The organism is Rhizobium sp. 2MFCol3.1, from assembly GCF_000377565.1.
In the GTDB taxonomy this organism is placed as follows: Bacteria; Pseudomonadota; Alphaproteobacteria; order Rhizobiales; family Rhizobiaceae; genus Rhizobium.
In genome coordinates this window covers 153,586-173,012 of record NZ_KB898362.1, presented here as the reverse complement: position 1 = coordinate 173,012, position 19,427 = coordinate 153,586, and the positions used below count along the sequence as shown (strand labels likewise).

The window sequence follows — 19,427 nt, the reverse complement described above, 5'->3', positions numbered from 1 at the left end:
TTCACCTTGAAATGCGGCGTGCTGGAAGGAAAGTGATATGAGCAAAGTCAGCGGCAGCAACGGCGGCGACTCTAAGAACACCCTGTACTGCTCCTTCTGCGGAAAGAGCCAGCACGAAGTCCGCAAGTTGATTGCCGGACCGACAGTTTTCATCTGCGATGAATGCGTCGAATTGTGCATGGACATCATCCGCGAGGAAAACAAGTCCTCGATGGTCAAGTCCCGTGATGGCGTTCCCACGCCCCAGGACATCATCAAGGTCCTCGACGAATACGTCATCGGCCAGCGTCAGGCGAAGAAGATCCTGTCCGTTGCCGTTCACAACCATTACAAGCGTCTCGCGCACGCCACCAAGAACGGCGAAATCGAGCTTGCGAAGTCGAACATCATGCTGGTCGGTCCGACCGGTTGCGGCAAGACCTATCTTGCCCAGACGCTCGCCCGCATCATCGACGTTCCCTTCACGATGGCCGATGCCACGACGCTGACCGAAGCCGGCTATGTCGGTGAAGACGTCGAAAACATCATCCTGAAGCTTCTGCAGGCTGCCGACTACAACGTCGAGCGCGCGCAGCGCGGCATCGTCTACATCGACGAAGTCGACAAGATTTCGCGCAAGTCCGACAACCCGTCGATCACCCGCGACGTGTCGGGCGAAGGCGTGCAGCAGGCGCTTCTGAAGATCATGGAAGGCACGGTCGCTTCCGTACCGCCGCAGGGCGGCCGCAAGCATCCGCAGCAGGAATTCCTGCAGGTCGACACGACGAACATCCTGTTCATCTGCGGTGGCGCCTTTGCCGGTCTCGACAAGATCATTTCTGCCCGTGGCGAAAAGACCTCGATCGGCTTCGGCGCAAGCGTTGCCGCTCCGGATGACCGTCGCGTCGGCGAAGTGCTGCGCGAACTGGAACCGGAAGATCTCGTCAAGTTCGGCCTGATCCCTGAGTTCATCGGTCGTCTGCCTGTTTTGGCGACGCTCGAGGACCTCGATGAGGACGCACTGATCCAGATCCTGTCGGAGCCGAAGAACGCGCTCGTCAAGCAGTACCAGCGCCTGTTCGAGATGGAAGACGTCGAGCTGACTTTCCACGAGGACGCCCTTCGCGAAATCGCCCGCAAGGCGATTACCCGCAAGACCGGCGCCCGCGGCCTTCGTTCGATCATGGAAAAGATCCTGCTCGACACGATGTTCGAACTGCCGACGCTCGAAGGCGTGCGCGAAGTCGTCATTTCCGACGAAGTCGTCCGCGGCTCCTCGCGGCCGCTCTACATCTACGCGGATCGCCAGGAAGAAAAGGCCAACGCCTCGGCCTAAGTATCAGCGCGATACGAACCGTGAATTTAAGGGGCTTGCCGTTGGCGGGCCCCTTTCTATTTGAAAAACCGTTCGCGGCACCTCCAAATGCCGATAAAACTTGCTGATGACGCCTGAAACCACGTTCGTTGCCGTTGCGAATTCATCCGCCCTTGGCAATTATGCAATGATTCCGTTGGTGTGTTTCGGCGTTGTATTTTAGCCGGTTCGGAAATGGTCAGCGCCGGTCCAGCTAGGCGCGACATAGTGAGGTGTTCCGTTGTAGCATAGCTGTCATGTCCAAGCGGACACGGGCCATGTGGCAGCTTGAAAAGCATAGTCAGAACCTCCACTTGTTAATCCAAGTGAGAGTGCGGCCGGTCCCAAACGGTCGCGCCAGAAGAGCCCGGCAACGGGACGATGGAAAGGAAATAAAATGACGAAGAAAACGTCAGTTGCGAGCACCGCTTATCCAGTATTGCCCCTGCGCGACATCGTGGTCTTTCCGCACATGATCGTACCTCTTTTCGTAGGCCGCGAGAAATCGATCCGCGCGCTCGAAGAAGTCATGGGCTCGGACAAGCAGATCATGCTCGTCACGCAGATCAATGCCAGCGACGATGATCCCGAACCGTCCGCCATCCACAATGTCGGCACCGTCGCCAACGTTCTGCAGCTGCTGAAGCTTCCCGATGGAACCGTCAAGGTTCTCGTCGAAGGTCGCGCGCGCGCTGAAATCGACGCCTACACCGACCGCGAGGATTTCTATGAAGCCCTCGGTCATGTGCTCGAAGAGCCGCACGACGATCCGGTCGAACTGGAAGCGCTGAGCCGCTCGGTCGTGTCCGAATTCGAGAGCTACGTGAAGCTCAACAAGAAGATCTCGCCCGAGGTCGTTGGCGCCGCCAGCCAAATCGATGACTACTCGAAGCTGGCCGATACGGTTGCCTCGCACCTGTCGATCAAGATCACCGAGAAGCAGGAGATGCTGGAAACCACCAGCGTCAAGGCACGCCTCGAAAAGGCGCTCGGCTTCATGGAAGGTGAGATCTCGGTCCTTCAGGTCGAGAAGCGCATCCGCTCGCGCGTCAAGCGCCAGATGGAGAAGACCCAGCGCGAATACTACCTGAATGAGCAGATGAAGGCGATTCAGAAGGAGCTCGGCGACGGCGAGGAAGGCCGCGACGAGATGGCCGAACTGGAAGAGCGCATCTCCAAGACCAAGCTCTCCAAGGAAGGTCGCGAGAAGGCCGATGCCGAGCTGAAGAAGCTGCGTCAGATGAGCCCGATGTCGGCGGAAGCCACCGTCGTGCGCAACTATCTCGATTGGCTGCTCGGTATTCCGTGGTCCAAGAAGTCGAAGATCAAGACGGATCTCAACAACGCCGAAAAGATCCTCGAAGCCGATCACTTCGGTCTCGACAAGGTCAAGGAGCGCATCGTCGAGTATCTGGCTGTCCAGGCTCGCGCGACCAAGATCAAGGGTCCGATCCTGTGCCTCGTCGGCCCTCCGGGTGTCGGCAAGACCTCGCTCGCCCAGTCGATCGCCAAGGCGACCGGCCGTGAGTATGTCCGCATGGCGCTCGGCGGCGTTCGTGACGAAGCTGAAATTCGCGGTCATCGCCGCACCTACATCGGCTCGATGCCCGGCAAGGTCATCCAGTCGATGAAGAAGGCGAAGAAGTCCAACCCGCTCTTCCTGCTCGATGAAATCGACAAGATGGGCCAGGATTTCCGTGGCGATCCGTCGTCGGCTCTGCTCGAAGTGCTGGATCCGGCACAGAACTCGACCTTCATGGACCACTACCTTGAGGTCGAATACGATCTGTCGGACGTGATGTTCATCACGACGGCGAACACGCTGAATATCCCTGCGCCCTTGATGGACCGCATGGAAGTCATCCGTATCGCCGGCTACACCGAGGACGAAAAGCGCGAGATCGCCAAGCGGCACCTGCTGCCGAAGGCCATCAAGGAACACGCTCTGCAGCCGAACGAATTCTCGGTTTCGGACGATGCCCTGATGGCGATCAGCCAGCAGTACACACGCGAAGCCGGTGTCCGTTCGTTCGAGCGCGAACTGATGAAGCTCGCCCGCAAGGCGGTCACCGAGATCATCAAGGGTAAGACGAAATCGGTCGCGGTTACCGCCGAGAACATTTCGGACTATCTGGGTGTTCCGCGCTTCCGTCACGGCGAAGCCGAGGGCGAGGATCAGGTCGGTGTCGTCACCGGTCTGGCCTGGACCGAGGTTGGTGGTGAGTTGCTGACGATCGAAGGCGTCATGATGCCGGGCAAGGGTCGCATGACCGTCACCGGCAACCTGAAGGACGTGATGAAGGAATCGATTTCGGCTGCGGCGTCCTACGTCCGCTCGCGCGCTGTCGATTTCGGCATCGAGCCGCCGCGCTTCGACAAGTCGGACATCCACGTCCACGTGCCGGAAGGCGCCACGCCGAAGGACGGCCCATCGGCCGGCGTCGGCATGGCCACCGCGATCGTCTCGATCATGACCGGTATCCCTGTTCGCAAGGACGTGGCGATGACGGGCGAAATCACGCTTCGTGGTCGCGTTCTGCCGATCGGCGGATTGAAGGAAAAGCTGCTCGCCGCACTGCGCGGCGGTATCAAGACTGTTCTGATCCCGGAAGAAAACGCCAAGGACTTGGCGGAGATCCCGGATAACGTGAAGAACAACATGGAGATCATCCCAGTGTCCCGTATGGGCGAGGTGATCAAGCATGCTCTGGTCCGCAGACCGGAGGCGATCGAGTGGGATGGCACGGTGGAAACGCCTGTTATCGCAACGGTCGAAGGGCACGACGAAAGCGGCACTTCCATCGCTCATTGAGCCTTGTTTGCCACATTCGTGCCCTATTGCTTAAAAACCCTGAAAAGGCTGGCATTTTTGCCAGCCTTTTTTTGTGAAAACCGTACGGAGACGCTTGCTTTTCCTTTATTTGCAGGCTCTTTGGGGTGCGGCGGGCCTGATGCACCAAATTCCGTGCCCGGCTATAGATTTGAGTCGTTTCGAACCATTTGAAAGGGGTGGAAACATGAACAAGAATGAACTCGTGTCCGCAGTTGCCGAAAAGGCAGGACTCTCGAAGACCGATGCCGCTTCGGCCGTCGACGCTGTTTTCGAAGTTGTCCAGGCTGAACTCAAGGGCAAGGGCGACGTTCGCCTCGCTGGTTTCGGTAGCTTCACCGTTTCCCATCGCGCTGCCACCAAGGGCCGCAATCCGTCGACCGGCGCTGAAGTCGACATTCCGGCACGCAACGTGCCGAAGTTCACGCCCGGCAAGGGCCTGAAGGAAGCCGTCAACGGCTGATTGGATTTGCTTGGCAGCCGGGCAACGAGACCGGCAGCACAAGTATTCGAAGGGTTCGGCGAAAGCCGGACCCTTTTCGCATTTGCGAGACTTGCCGCGATCGCGGCTTTCAACTACGCATGGATCATTCTCAGGGCGGGGTGCAATTCCCCACCGGCGGTAAGAGCGCAAGCTTGAGCCCGCGAGCGCCTTTTCACCTCAGGTGGGAAGGGTCAGCAGATCCGGTTGAATTCCGGAGCCGACGGTCATAGTCCGGATGAAAGAGAATGAGCAGGGTACGCGGGGCGGGTCGTCCGCCGCGTCGGCACCCGCGTTCATGCGTCCTGATTTATGTTGGTCCTTTTGTTCGGATGAATAACATGAATCAGACTACCCAGGTTTCCATATCCGCATCGCGTGCACTCGCCGGCGCAAGCTGGATGGTGCTCGCCGGCATCGCCTTTGCCATTCTCAACGTCGTCACCCAGTGGCTGACGATGACCTTGGCCTTCCCATCCGCCTCGGTCGCCTTCTGGCAATATGCCTTCGCGCTCGTCTTCTCGCTGCCCTTCCTGTGGAAGACCGGCCTTGGCGCGATGCGCACCCAATACCCCTCGCGCCACATCCTCCGCGTCGTGTTGGCCGCGCTCGGTGTCCAGACCTGGGTCGCTGGTCTTGCGAGCGTGCCGATCTGGCAGGCGATCGCGCTCGTCATGACCTCGCCCTTCTTCATCATCCTCGGCGCCCGCCTGTTCCTCGGTGAACGGGTAGGGGCAGTGCGCTGGGGCGCCACGGCCTGTGGCTTCGCCGGCGCCATGATCATCCTGCAGCCCTGGTCGGACAGTTTCAGCTGGGCGGCACTGTTGCCGATCCTGTCGGCACTGCTCTGGGGCGCCTCGTCGCTGATCACCAAGAGCCTGACGGGGATCGAGAAGCCTGAGACGATCACCGTGTGGCTGCTCGTGCTCCTAACGCCCGTCAACGGCGGTCTCGCCGCTGCGGCAGGCTTCGCAATGCCAATAGGCACGGTGTTGATGCTGCTCGTCGCAGCCGGCCTGTTGACGGCGATCGCCCAGTACCTCCTCACGCTCGCCTACAGTGCCGCCGATGCCGCCTATGTCCAGCCCTTCGACGATCTGAAGCTGCCGCTCAACGTTCTCGCCGGCTGGCTGGTCTTCGGCTATGCGCCGGCTGGTTATTTGTGGCTCGGTGCCGGCCTGATTCTCTGCGCCTCGCTGTTCCTCATGCGCCACGAGATGAAGCGCGAGCGCGGAACCGCATAACATAGCTGCTCCGGGCGCTCACGAGATTGTCATGTGGATGGTCCCGAGCGCCCGGCATATGTCACATCGCTGTAATGCAAACCCCATAGGCGGGGGGCGTTTCTTCGCAATGCCAATTGGGGGTATCTCTTATGAAGACCATTATTTCCGCGGCCGCTGCCGTTCTCTTCACGGCCGGCGTCGCCGCCGCTTCCGACTATGTTTCCTATCTCGACTATCCGCAGCCGAAGGACGACAGCAAGGAGTTCTTCACGGCGATCGAAATTCCGCAGGGAAGCTTCACCAAGTACGAAATCGACGCCAAGACCGGCCACATCGTCGTGGACCGCTTCCAGTCGATGCCGGTCATCTACCCGGCCAACTACGGTTCCATCACCAGCTCGCTCGGCGGTGACGGCGATCCGCTCGACGCGCTTGTCTACACCCGCGAGCCGGTCGTTCCGGGCGCCATCATCAAGGTTCGTGCCATCGGCCTCCTGAAGATGATCGACGGCGGCGAGCAGGACGACAAGGTCGTTGCCGTTCCGGCCAGCGACATCGATCCGAGCTACGACAAGATCAAGGAAATCACCGATCTTCCGGAGATCGAGCAAGAGCGCCTGCAGGCTTTCTTCCGCGTCTACAAGCAGCTGCCGGCCAAGCGCAAGGTTGTCGAGCTGAACGGCTTCGAAAACGCCGAGAAGGCACAGGGCGAAGTCGCCGCCGCCATCAAGGCTTACGCTGAAAAGAAGTAATCCGGGCAAAGCCCAGATAAGGAAATGGCCGGGTCGATGCCCGGCCATTTCTGTTTGGCGAAATAGTTACGGCTGTTACCAGCGCTGATGCACATGCGGCGCGATCAGCCGGTCGTAGATCTCGTGGCTCGCGGCCATCACCTCATGCGTCAGCGGCGCCAGGCTGGCGGCCGCCGCATTGGCTTTCGCCTGCTCGGCATTGCGGGCGCCGGGAATGACCACAGTGACGGCGTCGTTCATCAGAATCCAGCGCAGCGCAAACGCCGCCATCGTGGCGCCCTCGGGAACCAGCTTGCGAACCTCTTCGACCGCCTGCAGTCCAACCTCGAAGGGAACGCCCGCGAAGGTCTCGCCGACATCGAATGCTTCGCCGTGGCGATTGAAGTTGCGATGGTCGTCGCTCGCGAACGTCGTCTCGCGGCTGATCTTGCCGGAGAGCAGGCCGCTTGCCAGCGGCACGCGAGCGATGACGGCAATGTTCTTCTCCCGCGCCTCGCGGAAAAACAGATGGCTCGGGCGCTGGCGGAAGAGATTGTAGATGATCTGGATGCTCACCACGCCGGGGAACTCGATCGCCTTCAGCGCTTCCTCGACCTTCTCGACGCTGACGCCATAGCCGCGAATCTTGCCGGCCTTCTGCAGCTCGTTCAGCCCCTCGAACACCTCAGGGCGATAAAGCACCTCCGTCGGCGGGCAGTGCAGCTGCACGAGGTCGAGGCTGTCGACCTTGAGGTTCTTCAGGCTGCGGTCGATAAAGCCCTCGAGATTGGCCTTGGTGTAACCACCCGCCACATGCGGGTTCAACCGCCGACCGGCCTTGGTGGCGACCATCGGGCGCTCGCCGCCACGGCTCTCAAGCACATCGGCGATGATCTTCTCCGAACGGCCGTCGCCATAGACGTCGGCGGTGTCAATGAAGGTGATCCCGGCATCGAGCGCCGCATTGAGTGCTGCGCGTCCATCAGCTTCGCTGACGTCGCCCCAGGCACCGCCGATCTGCCATGCGCCAAAACCGATATTGCTCACCGTGTGCGGCAGGTGGCCGAAAGAATGCTGCTTCATGAAAAATCCTCCTCGTGATTGCCGCCCACGGCACTAGCAGGGGACAAAAGCGGCGACAAGCGCCAAGAGGAACAGATAGGGCAGCATGCGGCGCCTGCCGCTACCGCTGCCGGGTAAAGTCGACCCGCACCTTGGCGACCGGAAATCCGAACTTGCTCACCCACGCCGTGTTGAGCAATGTTCCATCAGGCATCAGCCGCAAAGTGTCGTGGAACCTCACGATATTCTCTTTGGCGCTTGGATCGATATCGACCAGATAGCTGTAACGCGCCACATTGCCATCGATCTTGACGATCGCTTCTCCAACGACGTCCTCCCGGGTGCCCGTATAGGCGCCCGGCGCGGTTTTGAGAAAGCGCCAGTTCTTCCGATCGCGCTCACCATCGGTATAGGCGAAATCTTCGCGAAGCATCAGAGTTTTGCCGTTCCAGCGACCGGTCAGCCTGACCTTGAAGCTGCGATCGACACCGTTGATCGCCTGGAAACGGCCAACGGCAATGCTCTTGCCGGCAAAGAAGTCCTCCAGCCGAAAGTCCCGGGCCGCGGCGCCGGTTGCGGGCAGGCTCGCCAGAGTGAGGAGGGCGGCAAGAAGAGGGGCGTTGCGCATGATCGATCCCTTCGCTGGCCGCAAATCGGCCTGTCAGCGCTTACGCCTGCGCGAGGGGAACGGATCAATTGCGGCGACGCGCCGGGCGACTCAGAGCCGCTTCAGGCAGAAGGAGAAGTGCGCATGCGATTCGACGGTCAGGAATTCGAACTGCCAGCCATAATCCTTGCAGAACTTGGTGACGGCCTCGACGACGCCATAGACGATCGGCTTCACCGTATTGCCGGTGCAGAAGTCGTGGCCGGCGATGCGGCCGGTCCGCTTGACCTTGCGGTCGCAGAGCAGCAGTTCCTGCCAGGTGAGTTCGAATGAGTGATCGGTGTCGATATAGGCCCAATCGAGAAAATCGTCCTCGAACTCGGCGAGTTTCTCCAGCGAGGTACCCTGCATCAGGTGCAGCTGCCCGCTTTCGATCTGCTTGCCGAACTGCGTGTGGATCTGGTCGAGGCCGGAGCTGTAGCGGTCCATGCTCCAGGGATCGATGAGATAAAGCTGAGCCGGGCGATTCTTTTCGAGAATCTCCGCCGTGTATTCCCCGAATGCCGCGCCGATCTCGACGCCGACGCCGCCATTGGGAATACGATAGAGCAATTCGCCGCGATCGGGCAGCAGGCGCGCGTTTTCCATGTGATGGGCGCTGAGCTGCGTGCGCGGCATGGCTGCCCGCTGTGCCTGGCGATCTTCGCGTGTTTTCATGATTCTATCTCCGCCTGAAGCACATGAGGTGCCGTTCGATTTGGCCGGAACCTAATCGCCGGACACGGGATTAGCAACCGCAGCAAAATCAAAGCTGCGGGCCGATCAATCACATAAAGGGGAGAGAAGATGGTGGGCGATGAGAGACTCGAACTCCCGACATCCTCGGTGTAAACGAGGCGCTCTACCAACTGAGCTAATCGCCCTCCGCGGTGCGGATCATGTCCGCCGCGTCGATGGCCGTGATCTATGCGGATCGCGGACAAACCGCAAGAGCGTTTGTGAAGATTTTTTGATTTTTTTCGATCGACCTCCACCAATGCCCCGGTTTCCCGGTAATTCCGTCTGTGGAAAAGAAAAATCGACAACGGGAGGCCAAGGGGAGGGCAGAGCCAGGATCGTTCGCTGGCGGATATCTGGAGCGTCGGCGCTGGAATGGCCCCTTATATGTGGGCGATTTCGGATGTGATTTCATTCACCCACAAACAAATCGCAGGCTGTCATCGTTTTGTCTCCAAACCTGCTTGACACTCAAATGCGAACCCCGTAGTTAGCCGCTCATCGAAGCGGCAAGCTGCTTTGACACGGACGCGAAAGCATCCGGATCGCTTGAAATGAATGCGGGTGTAGCTCAGTCGGTTAGAGTGCCGGCCTGTCACGCCGGAGGTCGCGGGTTCGAGCCCCGTCACTCGCGCCATTTCATGTAAGTGCTGAAAAGCATGGTCCGGAACGACGCAGTCTGAAAATGCGCGGGTGTAGCTCAGTCGGTTAGAGTGCCGGCCTGTCACGCCGGAGGTCGCGGGTTCGAGCCCCGTCACTCGCGCCATTCTCTTCCAGAATGTCTCCATAATATACATCACCTACAAGGTGCGCTTGCGCCTTTCTGTACTTGATGCGCGTCTCATGCGCATCGCTGTTGCGGTCCTGCGCGTTTCGCTATGCCTTCGGCATGGGCCGTCGCCGCCAAGAGGGCAGGCGCCGCCGCGTGGCCTGCCAGGAGCCGCGACAGTCGCGCTCAGACGCCTCTTCAGTGCCTCTCGATACTCAATCGACCTGCCGCGTCCTCGGTTGCCGATAAAGCCACCTATCGCTGCCGTGCTTGAGCTGCTTTGTCCTTATAATGAAGTGTCGGAATGGGCCTCCCCAGCGAGGTTATTTCGCGCAACTTATGGATTTAAGTAGCGTTCGCGCATGTCCGGAATCGCGGGTCTTTAGAGTGCGTCTGATGAGGCCGCCGCGCACCCGCCCGATCACCCCGCGCGGCCCGTTCCGGGGCTCGGACATGCGCAATACCCACTGGCCGAAATGCCCTTTATTTAGCCGTTGAGCCTGCGACATAGCGACCCGATTGGCGCAGTTTTTCAGTCGAATCGGAGCGGATACTCCGCCTTGCCGACAATTCACCGACTTTAGATGAGGAAATGCGCACTTAGCCGCCGCAAAATCACCGATTTTGCCCGTCCGCTCCATGCTGCGGCCCGGTGCGTCGCACGCGTTGTTCGACCGTTGCTCGAAAATGAGTATTGTATATCAAATACATAGACATGAGCCGGTTCGAGGTTGTCTGCGCGGGCGAATGTGGCGCGCACAGCGGATATGCCATACTTCTCAATGTGTTCGGCAGCCTGAGTTCGCGGCTTGGTCCTGTCAAATCCTGCGTTTTCCACTCATGAAAGCCCGTCAGTCATGCAATAAATGCTGGGCTGGCATGCAAGATCGCGGGCTGTGCGTTGATTTGTCGCAAAAACAATATGCGTGGCTAATAATGTCGCACGTATGCAATTGGAATTGACACGCTAAAACTCTTGCGCATTGGCTGTGGCTGCGCTAACCACGGCTTGTTGCAACGCACGTTCGCTTGCCGGGCAAATGCTCAGGCCGCGCCTCCCGGCGCAGGCGGCAAGCAGGGATGAACCTGATGACTGGACTTCTCAGTTCCTATATTCCGATCGCCATTTTCATTGCCATCGCCCTTGTAATCGGCTTGTCGCTGCTCATTGCGCCGTTCGCCGTTGCCTACAAGGCGCCTGATGCTGAAAAGCTTTCGGCTTTCGAATGCGGCTTCAACGCGTTCGACGACGCCCGCATGAAATTCGATATCCGCTTCTATCTGGTGTCGATTCTCTTCATCATCTTCGACCTCGAAGTCGCCTTCCTGTTCCCGTGGGCCGTTTCTTTCGGCGCGATCGGCTGGTTCGGCTTCTGGTCCATGATGGTCTTCCTTCTCGTGCTGACCATCGGCTTTATTTATGAGTGGAAAAAGGGAGCCCTGGAATGGGAGTAGCCCCAAGCGACAAGGCGCTCGTCGCGCCGCATCCGAAAGGCATCATCGACCCGGCAACGGGCAAGCCTGTTGGCAGCGACACTGCGTTTTTCGGCGAGATCAATGACGAGCTGGCAGACAAGGGCTTCCTGGTCACGTCCACTCGCGATCTGATCACCTGGGCCCGCACCGGCTCGCTTATGTGGATGCAGTTCGGCCTTGCCTGCTGCGCCGTCGAAGGCCTGATGCAGGTTTCCGGTCCGCGTTACGACATGGAGCGCTTCGGTGTTGCTCCGCGCGCTTCGCCGCGCCAGTCGGATGTCATGATCGTCGCTGGTACGCTGACCAACAAGATGGCGCCGGCGCTCCGCAAGGTCTATGACCAGATGCCGGAGCCGCGTTACGTCATCTCGATGGGCTCCTGCGCAAACGGCGGTGGCTATTATCACTATTCCTACTCGGTCGTGCGTGGCTGCGATCGTGTCGTTCCTGTCGATATCTACGTGCCGGGCTGTCCCCCCACGGCAGAAGCGCTGCTCTACGGGGTCTTGCTTCTGCAGAAGAAGATACGGCGCACCGGAACGATTGAGCGCTAAGGGCGGAGGACTGTCATGAGTGAAGCCTTGAGCGAACTGTCGTCGTATCTCCGCGAGATGCGCGGCGATCTGATTGTCGATGCATCGATCAGCTATGGCGAATTGAACGTAACCACGACGCCGGAAACGATCGTCGCGCTGCTGACGTTCCTGCGCGACGATCCGCGTTGCGGTTTCGTCAGCATGATCGACATTTGCGGCGTCGACTGGCCGCAGCGCGAAAAGCGTTTCGATGTCGTCTACCATCTCCTGTCGCCGAAGCAGAACCTGCGCATCCGCGTCAAGCTCGCCGTTGCCGATGGCGTATCGGTTCCGTCGGCCACGTCGGTCTACATGGGCGCCGAATGGTTCGAGCGCGAAGCCTGGGACATGTACGGCATTCCGTTCTCCGGTCATGCCGACCTGCGCCGTCTGCTGACGGACTATGGCTTCGAAGGCCATCCGCTGCGCAAGGACTTCCCGACGACAGGTTATGTCGAGGTGCGTTATGATGATGCCGCCAAGCGTGTCGTCTACGAGCCCGTCGAACTGAAGCAGGAATTCCGCAATTTCGATTTCACGTCCCCGTGGGAAGGCACCGATTACGTACTTCCGGGAGACGAGAAGGCTGCGAATTGAGATGAGGCTCGACTGTCTTGAAGCCTCTCCGTTCGCCGTCTCATGCCAATTGCCAGCGCGGAGCGCGTCGCTATGACTGAACATAACGTTCGCAACTTTACGATCAACTTCGGACCGGAGCATCCGTCCGCGCACGGCGTTCTGCGTCTGGTGCTTGAGCTCGATGGCGAAATCATCGAGCGCGTCGATCCGCATATCGGCCTCCTTCACCGCGGCACCGAAAAACTGATCGAATCGAAGACCTACCTTCAGGCCGTTCCCTATTTCGATCGCCTCGACTACGTCGCGCCGATGAACCAGGAGCATGCTTTCGCGCTCGCCGTCGAAAAGATGCTGAAGCTGGAAATTCCGATTCGCGGTCAGCTGATCCGTGTTCTCTACTCCGAAATTGGCCGAATCTTGTCGCACATCATGAACGTGACGACGCAGGCCATGGACGTCGGCGCGATGACGCCGCCGGTCTGGGGCTTCGAAGAGCGCGAAAAGCTTATGGTGTTTTACGAGCGCGCCTGTGGCGCCCGTATGCACTCGGCCTATTTCCGTCCGGGCGGCGTCCACCAGGACATCCCGCAGGAACTGGTCGAGGATATCGGCAAGTGGTGCGACCCATTCCTGAAGGTTCTCGACGATATCGAAGGCCTCCTGACCGACAACCGCATCTTCAAGCAGCGTAACGTCGATATCGGCGTCGTATCGCTGGAAGACGCATGGTCCTGGGGCTTCTCGGGCGTCATGGTTCGCGGTTCGGGTGCTGCCTGGGACCTGCGCCGCTCGCAGCCCTACGAGTGCTACAACGATCTCGAATTCGACATCGCCATCGGCAAGAACGGCGACTGCTACGATCGCTACCTGATCCGCATGATCGAAATGCGCCAGTCCGTCCGTATCATGAAGCAGTGCGTCAACCGTCTGCTTGGCGATGCCAAGGTCGGCCCGGTCTCTTCGATCGACGGCAAGGTCGTTCCGCCGAAGCGTGGCGAGATGAAGCGTTCGATGGAAGCGCTGATCCACCACTTCAAGCTCTACACCGAAGGCTATCACGTTCCGGCCGGCGAAGTGTACGCGGCCGTCGAAGCGCCGAAGGGCGAGTTCGGCGTCTACGTCGTCGCCGACGGCAGCAACAAGCCCTACCGTTGCAAGATCCGCGCCCCGGGCTATGCCCACCTGCAGGCGATGGATTTCCTCTGCAAGGGCCACATGCTTGCCGACGTGACAGCCGTTCTCGGCTCGCTCGACATCGTCTTCGGCGAGGTCGACCGCTAATGAAGCTGCCGTCGCTCGTTACCGTCGTCCTCCTCCTGGCTTCTGGCGTATACGCCCAGCAAGCCGATGGACTTGGCCCCAAGCTGGGCCAGGACGACGTGGCGCCGCCGGCAAACAAGGCGTCCATGGGCGAACTTTTGTCCAGGGGCTATCAAATCAAGGCTGCAGTCCCCAACGGTGGAAAGTTCTTCGTTGTGTTCCTGCAGAAAGACCAGTCGGCCTACGCTTGCGAGATGAAGTCTCTGACCTCGTCGCAGTGTGGCGCCCTAAACTGACAAGGCGTGAGGAAGAATGTCCGTTCGTCGATTAGCCGAAGATCAATTCCAGCCTGCCGCGTTCGCCTTCAATGACGAGAACGCGGCCTGGGCGGATAAGACGATCCAGAAATACCCTGCGGGCCGTCAGCAATCCGCGGTCATTCCGCTGTTGATGCGAGCGCAGGAACAGGACGGCTGGGTCACGCGCGCGGCGATCGAAAAGGTCGCCAACATGCTCGACATGGCCTACATCCGCGTTCTCGAGGTCGCGACCTTCTACACGCAGTTCCAGCTCGGCCCGGTCGGCACGCGCGCCCACATTCAGGTGTGTGGCACGACGCCCTGCATGCTGCGCGGTTCGGAAGGCCTGATGTCGGTCTGCAAGAGCAAGATCCATCACCATCCGTTCGAGCGTAACGCCGAAGGCACGCTGTCCTGGGAAGAAGTCGAATGTCTCGGGGCTTGCGTCAACGCGCCCATGGTCATGATCGGCAAGGACACCTACGAAGACCTGACGCCGGAGCGCCTGGCCGAGATCATCGACACCTTCGATGCCGGCAACGGCGCAAGCGTAACACCCGGCCCGCAGATCGACCGTCACTTCTCCTCTCCTGAGGGTGGCCCGACGTCGCTGACCGACGAAGAGCCGAAGAAGAAGGCCTCCGCCAAGAAGGTCGTCGCCGACGCCGCGACCGCAACGGTCGACGCCGCACCGGTTCCCCCGTCGGAAGCAGCCCGCGCCAAGAGCACGGACGCCGAGACCAATGCCGCGCTGAAGACGCCCGTAACGGCGCCGAAGGCCGCTGCAAAAAACGCCAAGGCCGTTGAAGAGCAGCCGGGCGTCGCGGCACCGGTTCCGGCAACGGCAAAGCCGTCGCTGACAGACAAGAACCGTCCTGCCGGCATCGAGAAGCCTGCCACCCCTGACGATCTGAAGCTGATCTCGGGCGTTGGCCCGAAGATCGAAGGCACGCTGCACGAACTGGGCATCTTCACCTTCGCGCAGGTCGCGGGCTGGAAGAAGGCCGAGCGCGAGTGGGTTGATGGCTACCTGAATTTCAAGGGCCGCATCGATCGCGACGACTGGGTCAAGCAGGCCAAGGCGCTCGCCAAGGGCGGCGAAGCCGAATACATTAAAGTCTTCGGCAAGAAGCCGCGGTAAGAGGTGAAGCATGTTACAAGATAAAGATCGCATCTTTACCAATATCTACGGCCTTAAGGACAAGTCCCTGAAGGGCGCGATGAGCCGCGGCCACTGGGACGGCACCAAGCAGATCCTCGAAAAGGGTCGCGACTGGATCATCAATGAGATGAAGGCTTCCGGTCTTCGCGGTCGTGGCGGCGCAGGCTTCCCGACCGGTCTCAAGTGGTCCTTCATGCCGAAGGAAAACGACGGCCGTCCGCACTACCTCGTCGTCAACGCCGACGAATCCGAGCCCGGCACCTGCAAGGACCGTGACATCATGCGTCACGATCCCCATACGCTGATCGAAGGCTGTGTCATCGCCTCGTTCGCCATGGGCGCCAATACCGCCTACATCTACGTTCGCGGCGAATACATCCGTGAACGCGAGGCGCTGCAGGCGGCGATCGACGAGTGCTACGATTTCGGTCTGCTCGGCAAGAACAACAAGCTTGGCTACCCGATGGACATCTTCGTCCACCACGGCGCCGGCGCCTACATCTGCGGCGAAGAAACCGCGCTGCTCGAAAGCCTGGAAGGCAAGAAGGGCCAGCCGCGCCTGAAGCCGCCATTCCCGGCCAACATGGGTCTCTACGGCTGCCCGACCACGGTCAACAACGTCGAGTCGATCGCCGTTGCTCCGACGATTCTTCGTCGCGGAGCCGGCTGGTTCTCGGCACTCGGCCGTCCGAACAACGTTGGCACCAAGCTGTTCATGCTCTCTGGTCACGTCAACAAGCCGTGCACCGTAGAAGAAGAAATGGGCATCACCTTCCGTGAGCTCGTCGACAAGCACGCCGGCGGTATCCGTGGCGGCTGGGACAACCTGCTCGCGGTCATTCCGGGCGGTGCATCGTGCCCGATCGTTCCCGCCAAGGACATGATCGACGTGCCGATGGACTTCGACGGCCTGCGCTCGGTCGGCTCCTCCTTCGGTACGGCCGCTTCGATCGTCATGGACAAGTCCACCGACGTCATCAAGGCGATCGCCCGTATCTCGGCCTTCTTCAAGCACGAGAGCTGCGGCCAGTGCACGCCGTGCCGCGAAGGCACCGGCTGGATGTGGCGCGTCATGGAGCGCATGGCCAAGGGCAACGCCCAGAAGCGCGAAATCGACATGCTCTTCGCCGTCACCAAGCAGATCGAAGGCCACACCATCTGTGCGCTCGGCGATGCTGCCGCATGGCCGGTGCAGGGTCTGATCCGTAACTTCCGTCATGAGATCGAAGCGCGCATCGATCAGTATACGGCAAGCGCCATGGACCATGGCGCGGTTCTTGAGGCTGCTGAGTAAGACGATGGCAAACGCATCCGACAGCAAGAACAAGGAAGGGGTCGCCGATTTCTCGGCCGACTTCGGCCGTCTTGCTGCCGAGATGCTGGAAAATGCCCGCGCCTTGCCGATCGCGCCGATGATGGTCAATCCGGCAGCCGCCATGGCTGCCGCGACCGCAATCGGCTTCGGCTTCTCCACGCAGATGGCCGGCGCCTTCTTCGGCGCTCTCCAGGGAGCGATGGAAGCATCGAACAAGCTGGCGGCAGTTCTCGACGAGACGCCGCCGGAAGAGCCGAAGCCCGAGATCGACGTGAAGCCGGAAAACATTCGCCCGGCCGCACCGAAGAAGACGGCGGCCCGCGTCAAGCTGGCCGCGGTTGCCGACAAGGCCGAGCCGGTGGCGAAGACGAAGACTGTTGTAGCCACCAAGCCGGCGGCGCGTGGCAAGAAGGCTGATGATCTGAAGCAGATCTCCGGCGTCGGCCCGAAGCTCGAGCAGGTGCTGAACGCCAAGGGTGTTCGCACGCTCGGTGAGATCGCTGGCTGGTCGGATGCCGACGTGGCCCGCCTGGACGCGGAGCTTGGCTTCGACGGCCGCATCGCCCGCGATGGCTGGGTGGCGCAGGCAAAGCTGCTCACGGCAAAGGGCCGGAAGCGGACGTGATGATGTCCGGTCGCGGATCGCGATCGGAGGAGAGACAAGACTGAGCGGCGCGGGGAGGGTCCCAATGCCGCGACGTCGCAGGCCGGTTCCCGGGCCTCGGGGGGCGGAGACGAAAATTTGGACGACACCAGTGTCAGCGGGATAAAAATCCGGCCTGGCAGTGGAAACGTTGCAGAATAGGTTTGTTTACCGGCTTCCGGTGAACGGGAAACAGGACTGAGTGACGATGGCAAAACTGAAGATTGACGGTAACGAGATCGAGGTCCCGGATCATTACACCCTCATTCAGGCGTGTGAGGAAGCCGGTGCTGAAGTTCCGCGCTTCTGCTTCCACGAACGCCTTTCGGTTGCCGGCAACTGCCGCATGTGCCTCGTCGAGGTAAAGGGTGGCCCGCCGAAGCCGCAGGCATCTTGCGCCATGGGCGTGCGCGATATCCGCGGCGGCCCGAACGGCGAACTGCCCGAGGTCTTCACCAACACGCCGATGGTCAAGAAGGCCCGCGAAGGCGTGATGGAATTCCTCCTGATCAACCATCCGCTGGATTGCCCGATCTGCGACCAGGGTGGCGAATGCGACCTGCAGGACCAGGCCATGGCCTTCGGTATCGCCGGCTCGCGCTATCAGGAAGACAAGCGCGCCGTCGAGGACAAGTACATCGGACCGCTCGTCAAGACGGTCATGAACCGCTGCATTCACTGCACGCGCTGCGTTCGCTTCACCACCGAGGTCGCCGGCATTGCCGAGCTCGGCCTGATCGGTCGTGGCGAAGACGCGGAAATCACCACCTATCTCGAGCAGGCGATGACCTCCGAGCTGCAGGGCAACGTCGTTGACCTTTGCCCGGTCGGCGCGCTGACCTCCAAGCCCTTCGCCTTCACGGCCCGTCCGTGGGAACTGAACAAGACCGAAACGATCGACGTCATGGACGCGCTCGGCTCGGCGATCCGCGTCGATACCCGTGGCCGCGAAGTCATGCGCGTCATGCCGCGCGTCAACGACCAGATCAACGAAGAGTGGATCTCCGACAAGAGCCGCTTCATCTGGGACGGCCTGAAGACGCAGCGCCTCGACAAGCCTTACGTTCGCAAGGACGGCCGCCTGCAGGTCGCAAGCTGGCCGGACGCGTTCGCAGCGATCAAGTCGGCTGTTGCCTCGACCGCTGGCGACAAGATCGGCGCCATCGCCGGCGACCTCGCTTCCGTCGAAGAGATGTATGCCCTGTCTGAACTGGTAAAGTCGCTCGGTTCCGAGAACCTCGACTGTCGCCAGGATGGGACGGCACTCGATCCGTCGCTCGGCCGCGCAAGCTACCTCTTCAACCCGACGATCGAAGGCATCGAACAGGCCGACGCGCTGCTCATCATCGGCGCCAACCCGCGCTTCGAAGCCGCAGTTCTCAACGCCCGCATCCGCAAGCGCTGGCGCCGCGGCAACTTCCCGATCGGCGTGATCGGCGAAGCCGGCGAACTGCGCTACGACTACGAATATCTCGGCTCGGGTCCGGATACGCTGAAGGATCTGGTCGACGGCACGCACAGCTTCGCCAAGGTTCTGACCGACGCCAAGAAGCCGCTGATCATCATCGGCCAGGGCGCTCTCTCGCGCGCTGACGGCGCAGGCGTTCTCGCCAGCGCTGCCAAGCTCGCCGGCACTGTCGGCGCTGTCGTCGATGGCTGGAACGGTTTCGCCGTCCTGCACACGGCTGCTGCCCGCGTCGGTGGTCTCGATCTCGGCTTCGTACCGGGCGCCAAGGGCGTCAATGCCGCCGAGATGCTGACCTCGATGGACGTTCTCTTCCTGCTCGGCGCCGACGAAATGAACTTCGAAGCCAAGAAGGCGAAGTTCACCGTCTACATCGGCTCGCACGGCGACCAGGGCGCACAGAACGCCGACGTCATCCTGCCGGCCGCAGCCTACACGGAAAAGTCGGGCACCTGGGTCAACACCGAGGGCCGCGTTCAGATCGGTAACCGCGCAGGCTTCGCACCGGGCGATGCCCGCGAGGACTGGGCGATCATCCGCGCGCTCTCCGACGTTCTCGGCAAGAAGCTGCCGTTCGACTCGCTGAGCCAGCTGCGCGCCAAGCTTTACCAGGCGTTCCCGCACTTCGCGGCCGCCGACGAGATTGCCGAAAGCGATAGCGCCAAGATTGCTGCCGTCGCCAAGAAAGCCGGCAAGATGAACAAGGCCGGCTTCGCATCGCCGGTGAAAGACTTCTATTTGACGAACCCAATCGCGCGCGCATCGGCTGTCATGGCTGAGTGCTCGGCATTGGCCCGCAACAACTTCAAAGTCGCGGCAGAGTAAGGGCAGGGGACT

The 19,427-nt window shown here is 60.6% G+C and carries 17 protein-coding genes, 3 tRNA genes and 1 riboswitch; of the genes, 16 read left to right on the top strand and 4 right to left on the bottom strand.

The window, feature by feature from the left end:
- Positions 1 to 37 precede the first annotated feature (37 nt).
- The 5 genes from clpX to D460_RS0119275 all read left to right on the top strand — a co-directional run bounded on the left by clpX (position 38) and on the right by D460_RS0119275 (position 6,622).
- A complete protein-coding gene (clpX, locus tag D460_RS0119295) occupies positions 38 to 1,315 on the top strand; it encodes an ATP-dependent Clp protease ATP-binding subunit ClpX (RefSeq protein ID WP_018900222.1) in 1,278 nt (425 codons plus the stop codon).
- A gap of 415 nt (positions 1,316 to 1,730) precedes the next feature.
- Entirely contained in the window at positions 1,731 to 4,145 is a 2,415-nt protein-coding gene (lon, locus tag D460_RS0119290) for an endopeptidase La (protein WP_018900221.1), read from the top strand.
- Between the two features lie 205 nt (positions 4,146 to 4,350).
- Positions 4,351 to 4,626 (top strand): DNA-binding protein HupB, encoded by a 276-nt coding sequence (gene hupB / locus D460_RS0119285; RefSeq protein WP_018900220.1) that lies wholly within the window; start codon positions 4,351 to 4,353, stop codon positions 4,624 to 4,626.
- Positions 4,627 to 4,748: 122 nt separating this feature from the next.
- A riboswitch (FMN riboswitch) is annotated at positions 4,749 to 4,898 on the top strand.
- 87 nt (positions 4,899 to 4,985) lie between these two features.
- Positions 4,986 to 5,888, top strand: a complete 903-nt coding sequence (locus D460_RS0119280; RefSeq protein ID WP_018900219.1) for a DMT family transporter — start codon at positions 4,986 to 4,988, stop codon at positions 5,886 to 5,888.
- A 131-nt stretch (positions 5,889 to 6,019) separates the two neighbouring features.
- Entirely contained in the window at positions 6,020 to 6,622 is a 603-nt protein-coding gene (locus tag D460_RS0119275; protein WP_018900218.1) for an inorganic diphosphatase, read from the top strand.
- A 75-nt stretch (positions 6,623 to 6,697) separates the two neighbouring features.
- Here D460_RS0119275 and D460_RS0119270 read toward each other — a convergent pair whose 3' ends face one another.
- The 4 genes from D460_RS0119270 to D460_RS0119255 all read right to left on the bottom strand — a co-directional run bounded on the left by D460_RS0119270 (position 6,698) and on the right by D460_RS0119255 (position 9,193).
- Positions 6,698 to 7,684 (bottom strand): aldo/keto reductase, encoded by a 987-nt coding sequence (locus D460_RS0119270; RefSeq protein WP_018900217.1) that lies wholly within the window; start codon positions 7,682 to 7,684, stop codon positions 6,698 to 6,700.
- Positions 7,685 to 7,784: 100 nt separating this feature from the next.
- Positions 7,785 to 8,291: a DUF3833 family protein gene (locus D460_RS0119265; RefSeq protein ID WP_018900216.1), complete on the bottom strand. Its 507-nt coding sequence runs from the start codon at positions 8,289 to 8,291 to the stop codon at positions 7,785 to 7,787.
- A 90-nt stretch (positions 8,292 to 8,381) separates the two neighbouring features.
- Positions 8,382 to 8,987: a class I SAM-dependent methyltransferase gene (locus tag D460_RS0119260; protein ID WP_018900215.1), complete on the bottom strand. Its 606-nt coding sequence runs from the start codon at positions 8,985 to 8,987 to the stop codon at positions 8,382 to 8,384.
- A gap of 130 nt (positions 8,988 to 9,117) precedes the next feature.
- Positions 9,118 to 9,193, bottom strand: a tRNA-Val gene (locus tag D460_RS0119255).
- A 414-nt stretch (positions 9,194 to 9,607) separates the two neighbouring features.
- Here D460_RS0119255 and D460_RS0119250 point away from each other — a divergent pair.
- The 11 genes from D460_RS0119250 (at position 9,608) to nuoG (ending at position 19,415) form a co-directional block, all read left to right on the top strand.
- Positions 9,608 to 9,684, top strand: a tRNA-Asp gene (locus tag D460_RS0119250).
- Between the two features lie 52 nt (positions 9,685 to 9,736).
- A tRNA-Asp gene (locus D460_RS0119245) sits at positions 9,737 to 9,813 on the top strand.
- Between the two features lie 1,092 nt (positions 9,814 to 10,905).
- Positions 10,906 to 11,271 (top strand): NADH-quinone oxidoreductase subunit A, encoded by a 366-nt coding sequence (locus D460_RS0119240; RefSeq protein WP_026283310.1) that lies wholly within the window; start codon positions 10,906 to 10,908, stop codon positions 11,269 to 11,271.
- Positions 11,262 to 11,846 carry an NADH-quinone oxidoreductase subunit B gene (locus D460_RS0119235; RefSeq protein WP_018900213.1) on the top strand — a complete coding sequence of 195 codons (585 nt, stop codon included), beginning with the start codon at positions 11,262 to 11,264 and terminating at the stop codon, positions 11,844 to 11,846. Before D460_RS0119240 ends, D460_RS0119235 begins: the two co-directional genes overlap by 10 nt.
- 15 nt (positions 11,847 to 11,861) lie before the next feature.
- Positions 11,862 to 12,464 carry an NADH-quinone oxidoreductase subunit C gene (locus tag D460_RS0119230; protein ID WP_018900212.1) on the top strand — a complete coding sequence of 201 codons (603 nt, stop codon included), beginning with the start codon at positions 11,862 to 11,864 and terminating at the stop codon, positions 12,462 to 12,464.
- A gap of 72 nt (positions 12,465 to 12,536) precedes the next feature.
- Positions 12,537 to 13,727: an NADH-quinone oxidoreductase subunit D gene (locus tag D460_RS0119225; protein WP_018900211.1), complete on the top strand. Its 1,191-nt coding sequence runs from the start codon at positions 12,537 to 12,539 to the stop codon at positions 13,725 to 13,727.
- On the top strand, positions 13,727 to 14,002 hold the full coding sequence (locus D460_RS0119220; protein WP_018900210.1) for a hypothetical protein: 276 nt from the start codon (positions 13,727 to 13,729) through the stop codon (positions 14,000 to 14,002). The genes D460_RS0119225 and D460_RS0119220 overlap by 1 nt, the downstream gene beginning before the upstream one ends.
- Before the next feature lie 16 nt (positions 14,003 to 14,018).
- Positions 14,019 to 15,146, top strand: a complete 1,128-nt coding sequence (locus D460_RS0119215) for an NADH-quinone oxidoreductase subunit E (protein WP_018900209.1) — start codon at positions 14,019 to 14,021, stop codon at positions 15,144 to 15,146.
- A 10-nt stretch (positions 15,147 to 15,156) separates the two neighbouring features.
- Positions 15,157 to 16,461, top strand: coding sequence for an NADH-quinone oxidoreductase subunit NuoF (gene nuoF / locus D460_RS0119210; RefSeq protein WP_018900208.1), 1,305 nt, complete (start codon positions 15,157 to 15,159; stop codon positions 16,459 to 16,461).
- 4 nt (positions 16,462 to 16,465) lie between these two features.
- Complete coding sequence (locus tag D460_RS0119205; protein WP_018900207.1) at positions 16,466 to 17,107, top strand: 5' DNA nuclease; 642 nt, start codon at positions 16,466 to 16,468, stop codon at positions 17,105 to 17,107.
- Positions 17,108 to 17,333: 226 nt separating this feature from the next.
- Positions 17,334 to 19,415 carry an NADH-quinone oxidoreductase subunit NuoG gene (gene nuoG, locus D460_RS0119200; protein WP_018900206.1) on the top strand — a complete coding sequence of 694 codons (2,082 nt, stop codon included), beginning with the start codon at positions 17,334 to 17,336 and terminating at the stop codon, positions 19,413 to 19,415.
- The last annotated feature ends 12 nt before the right edge of the window (positions 19,416 to 19,427 follow it).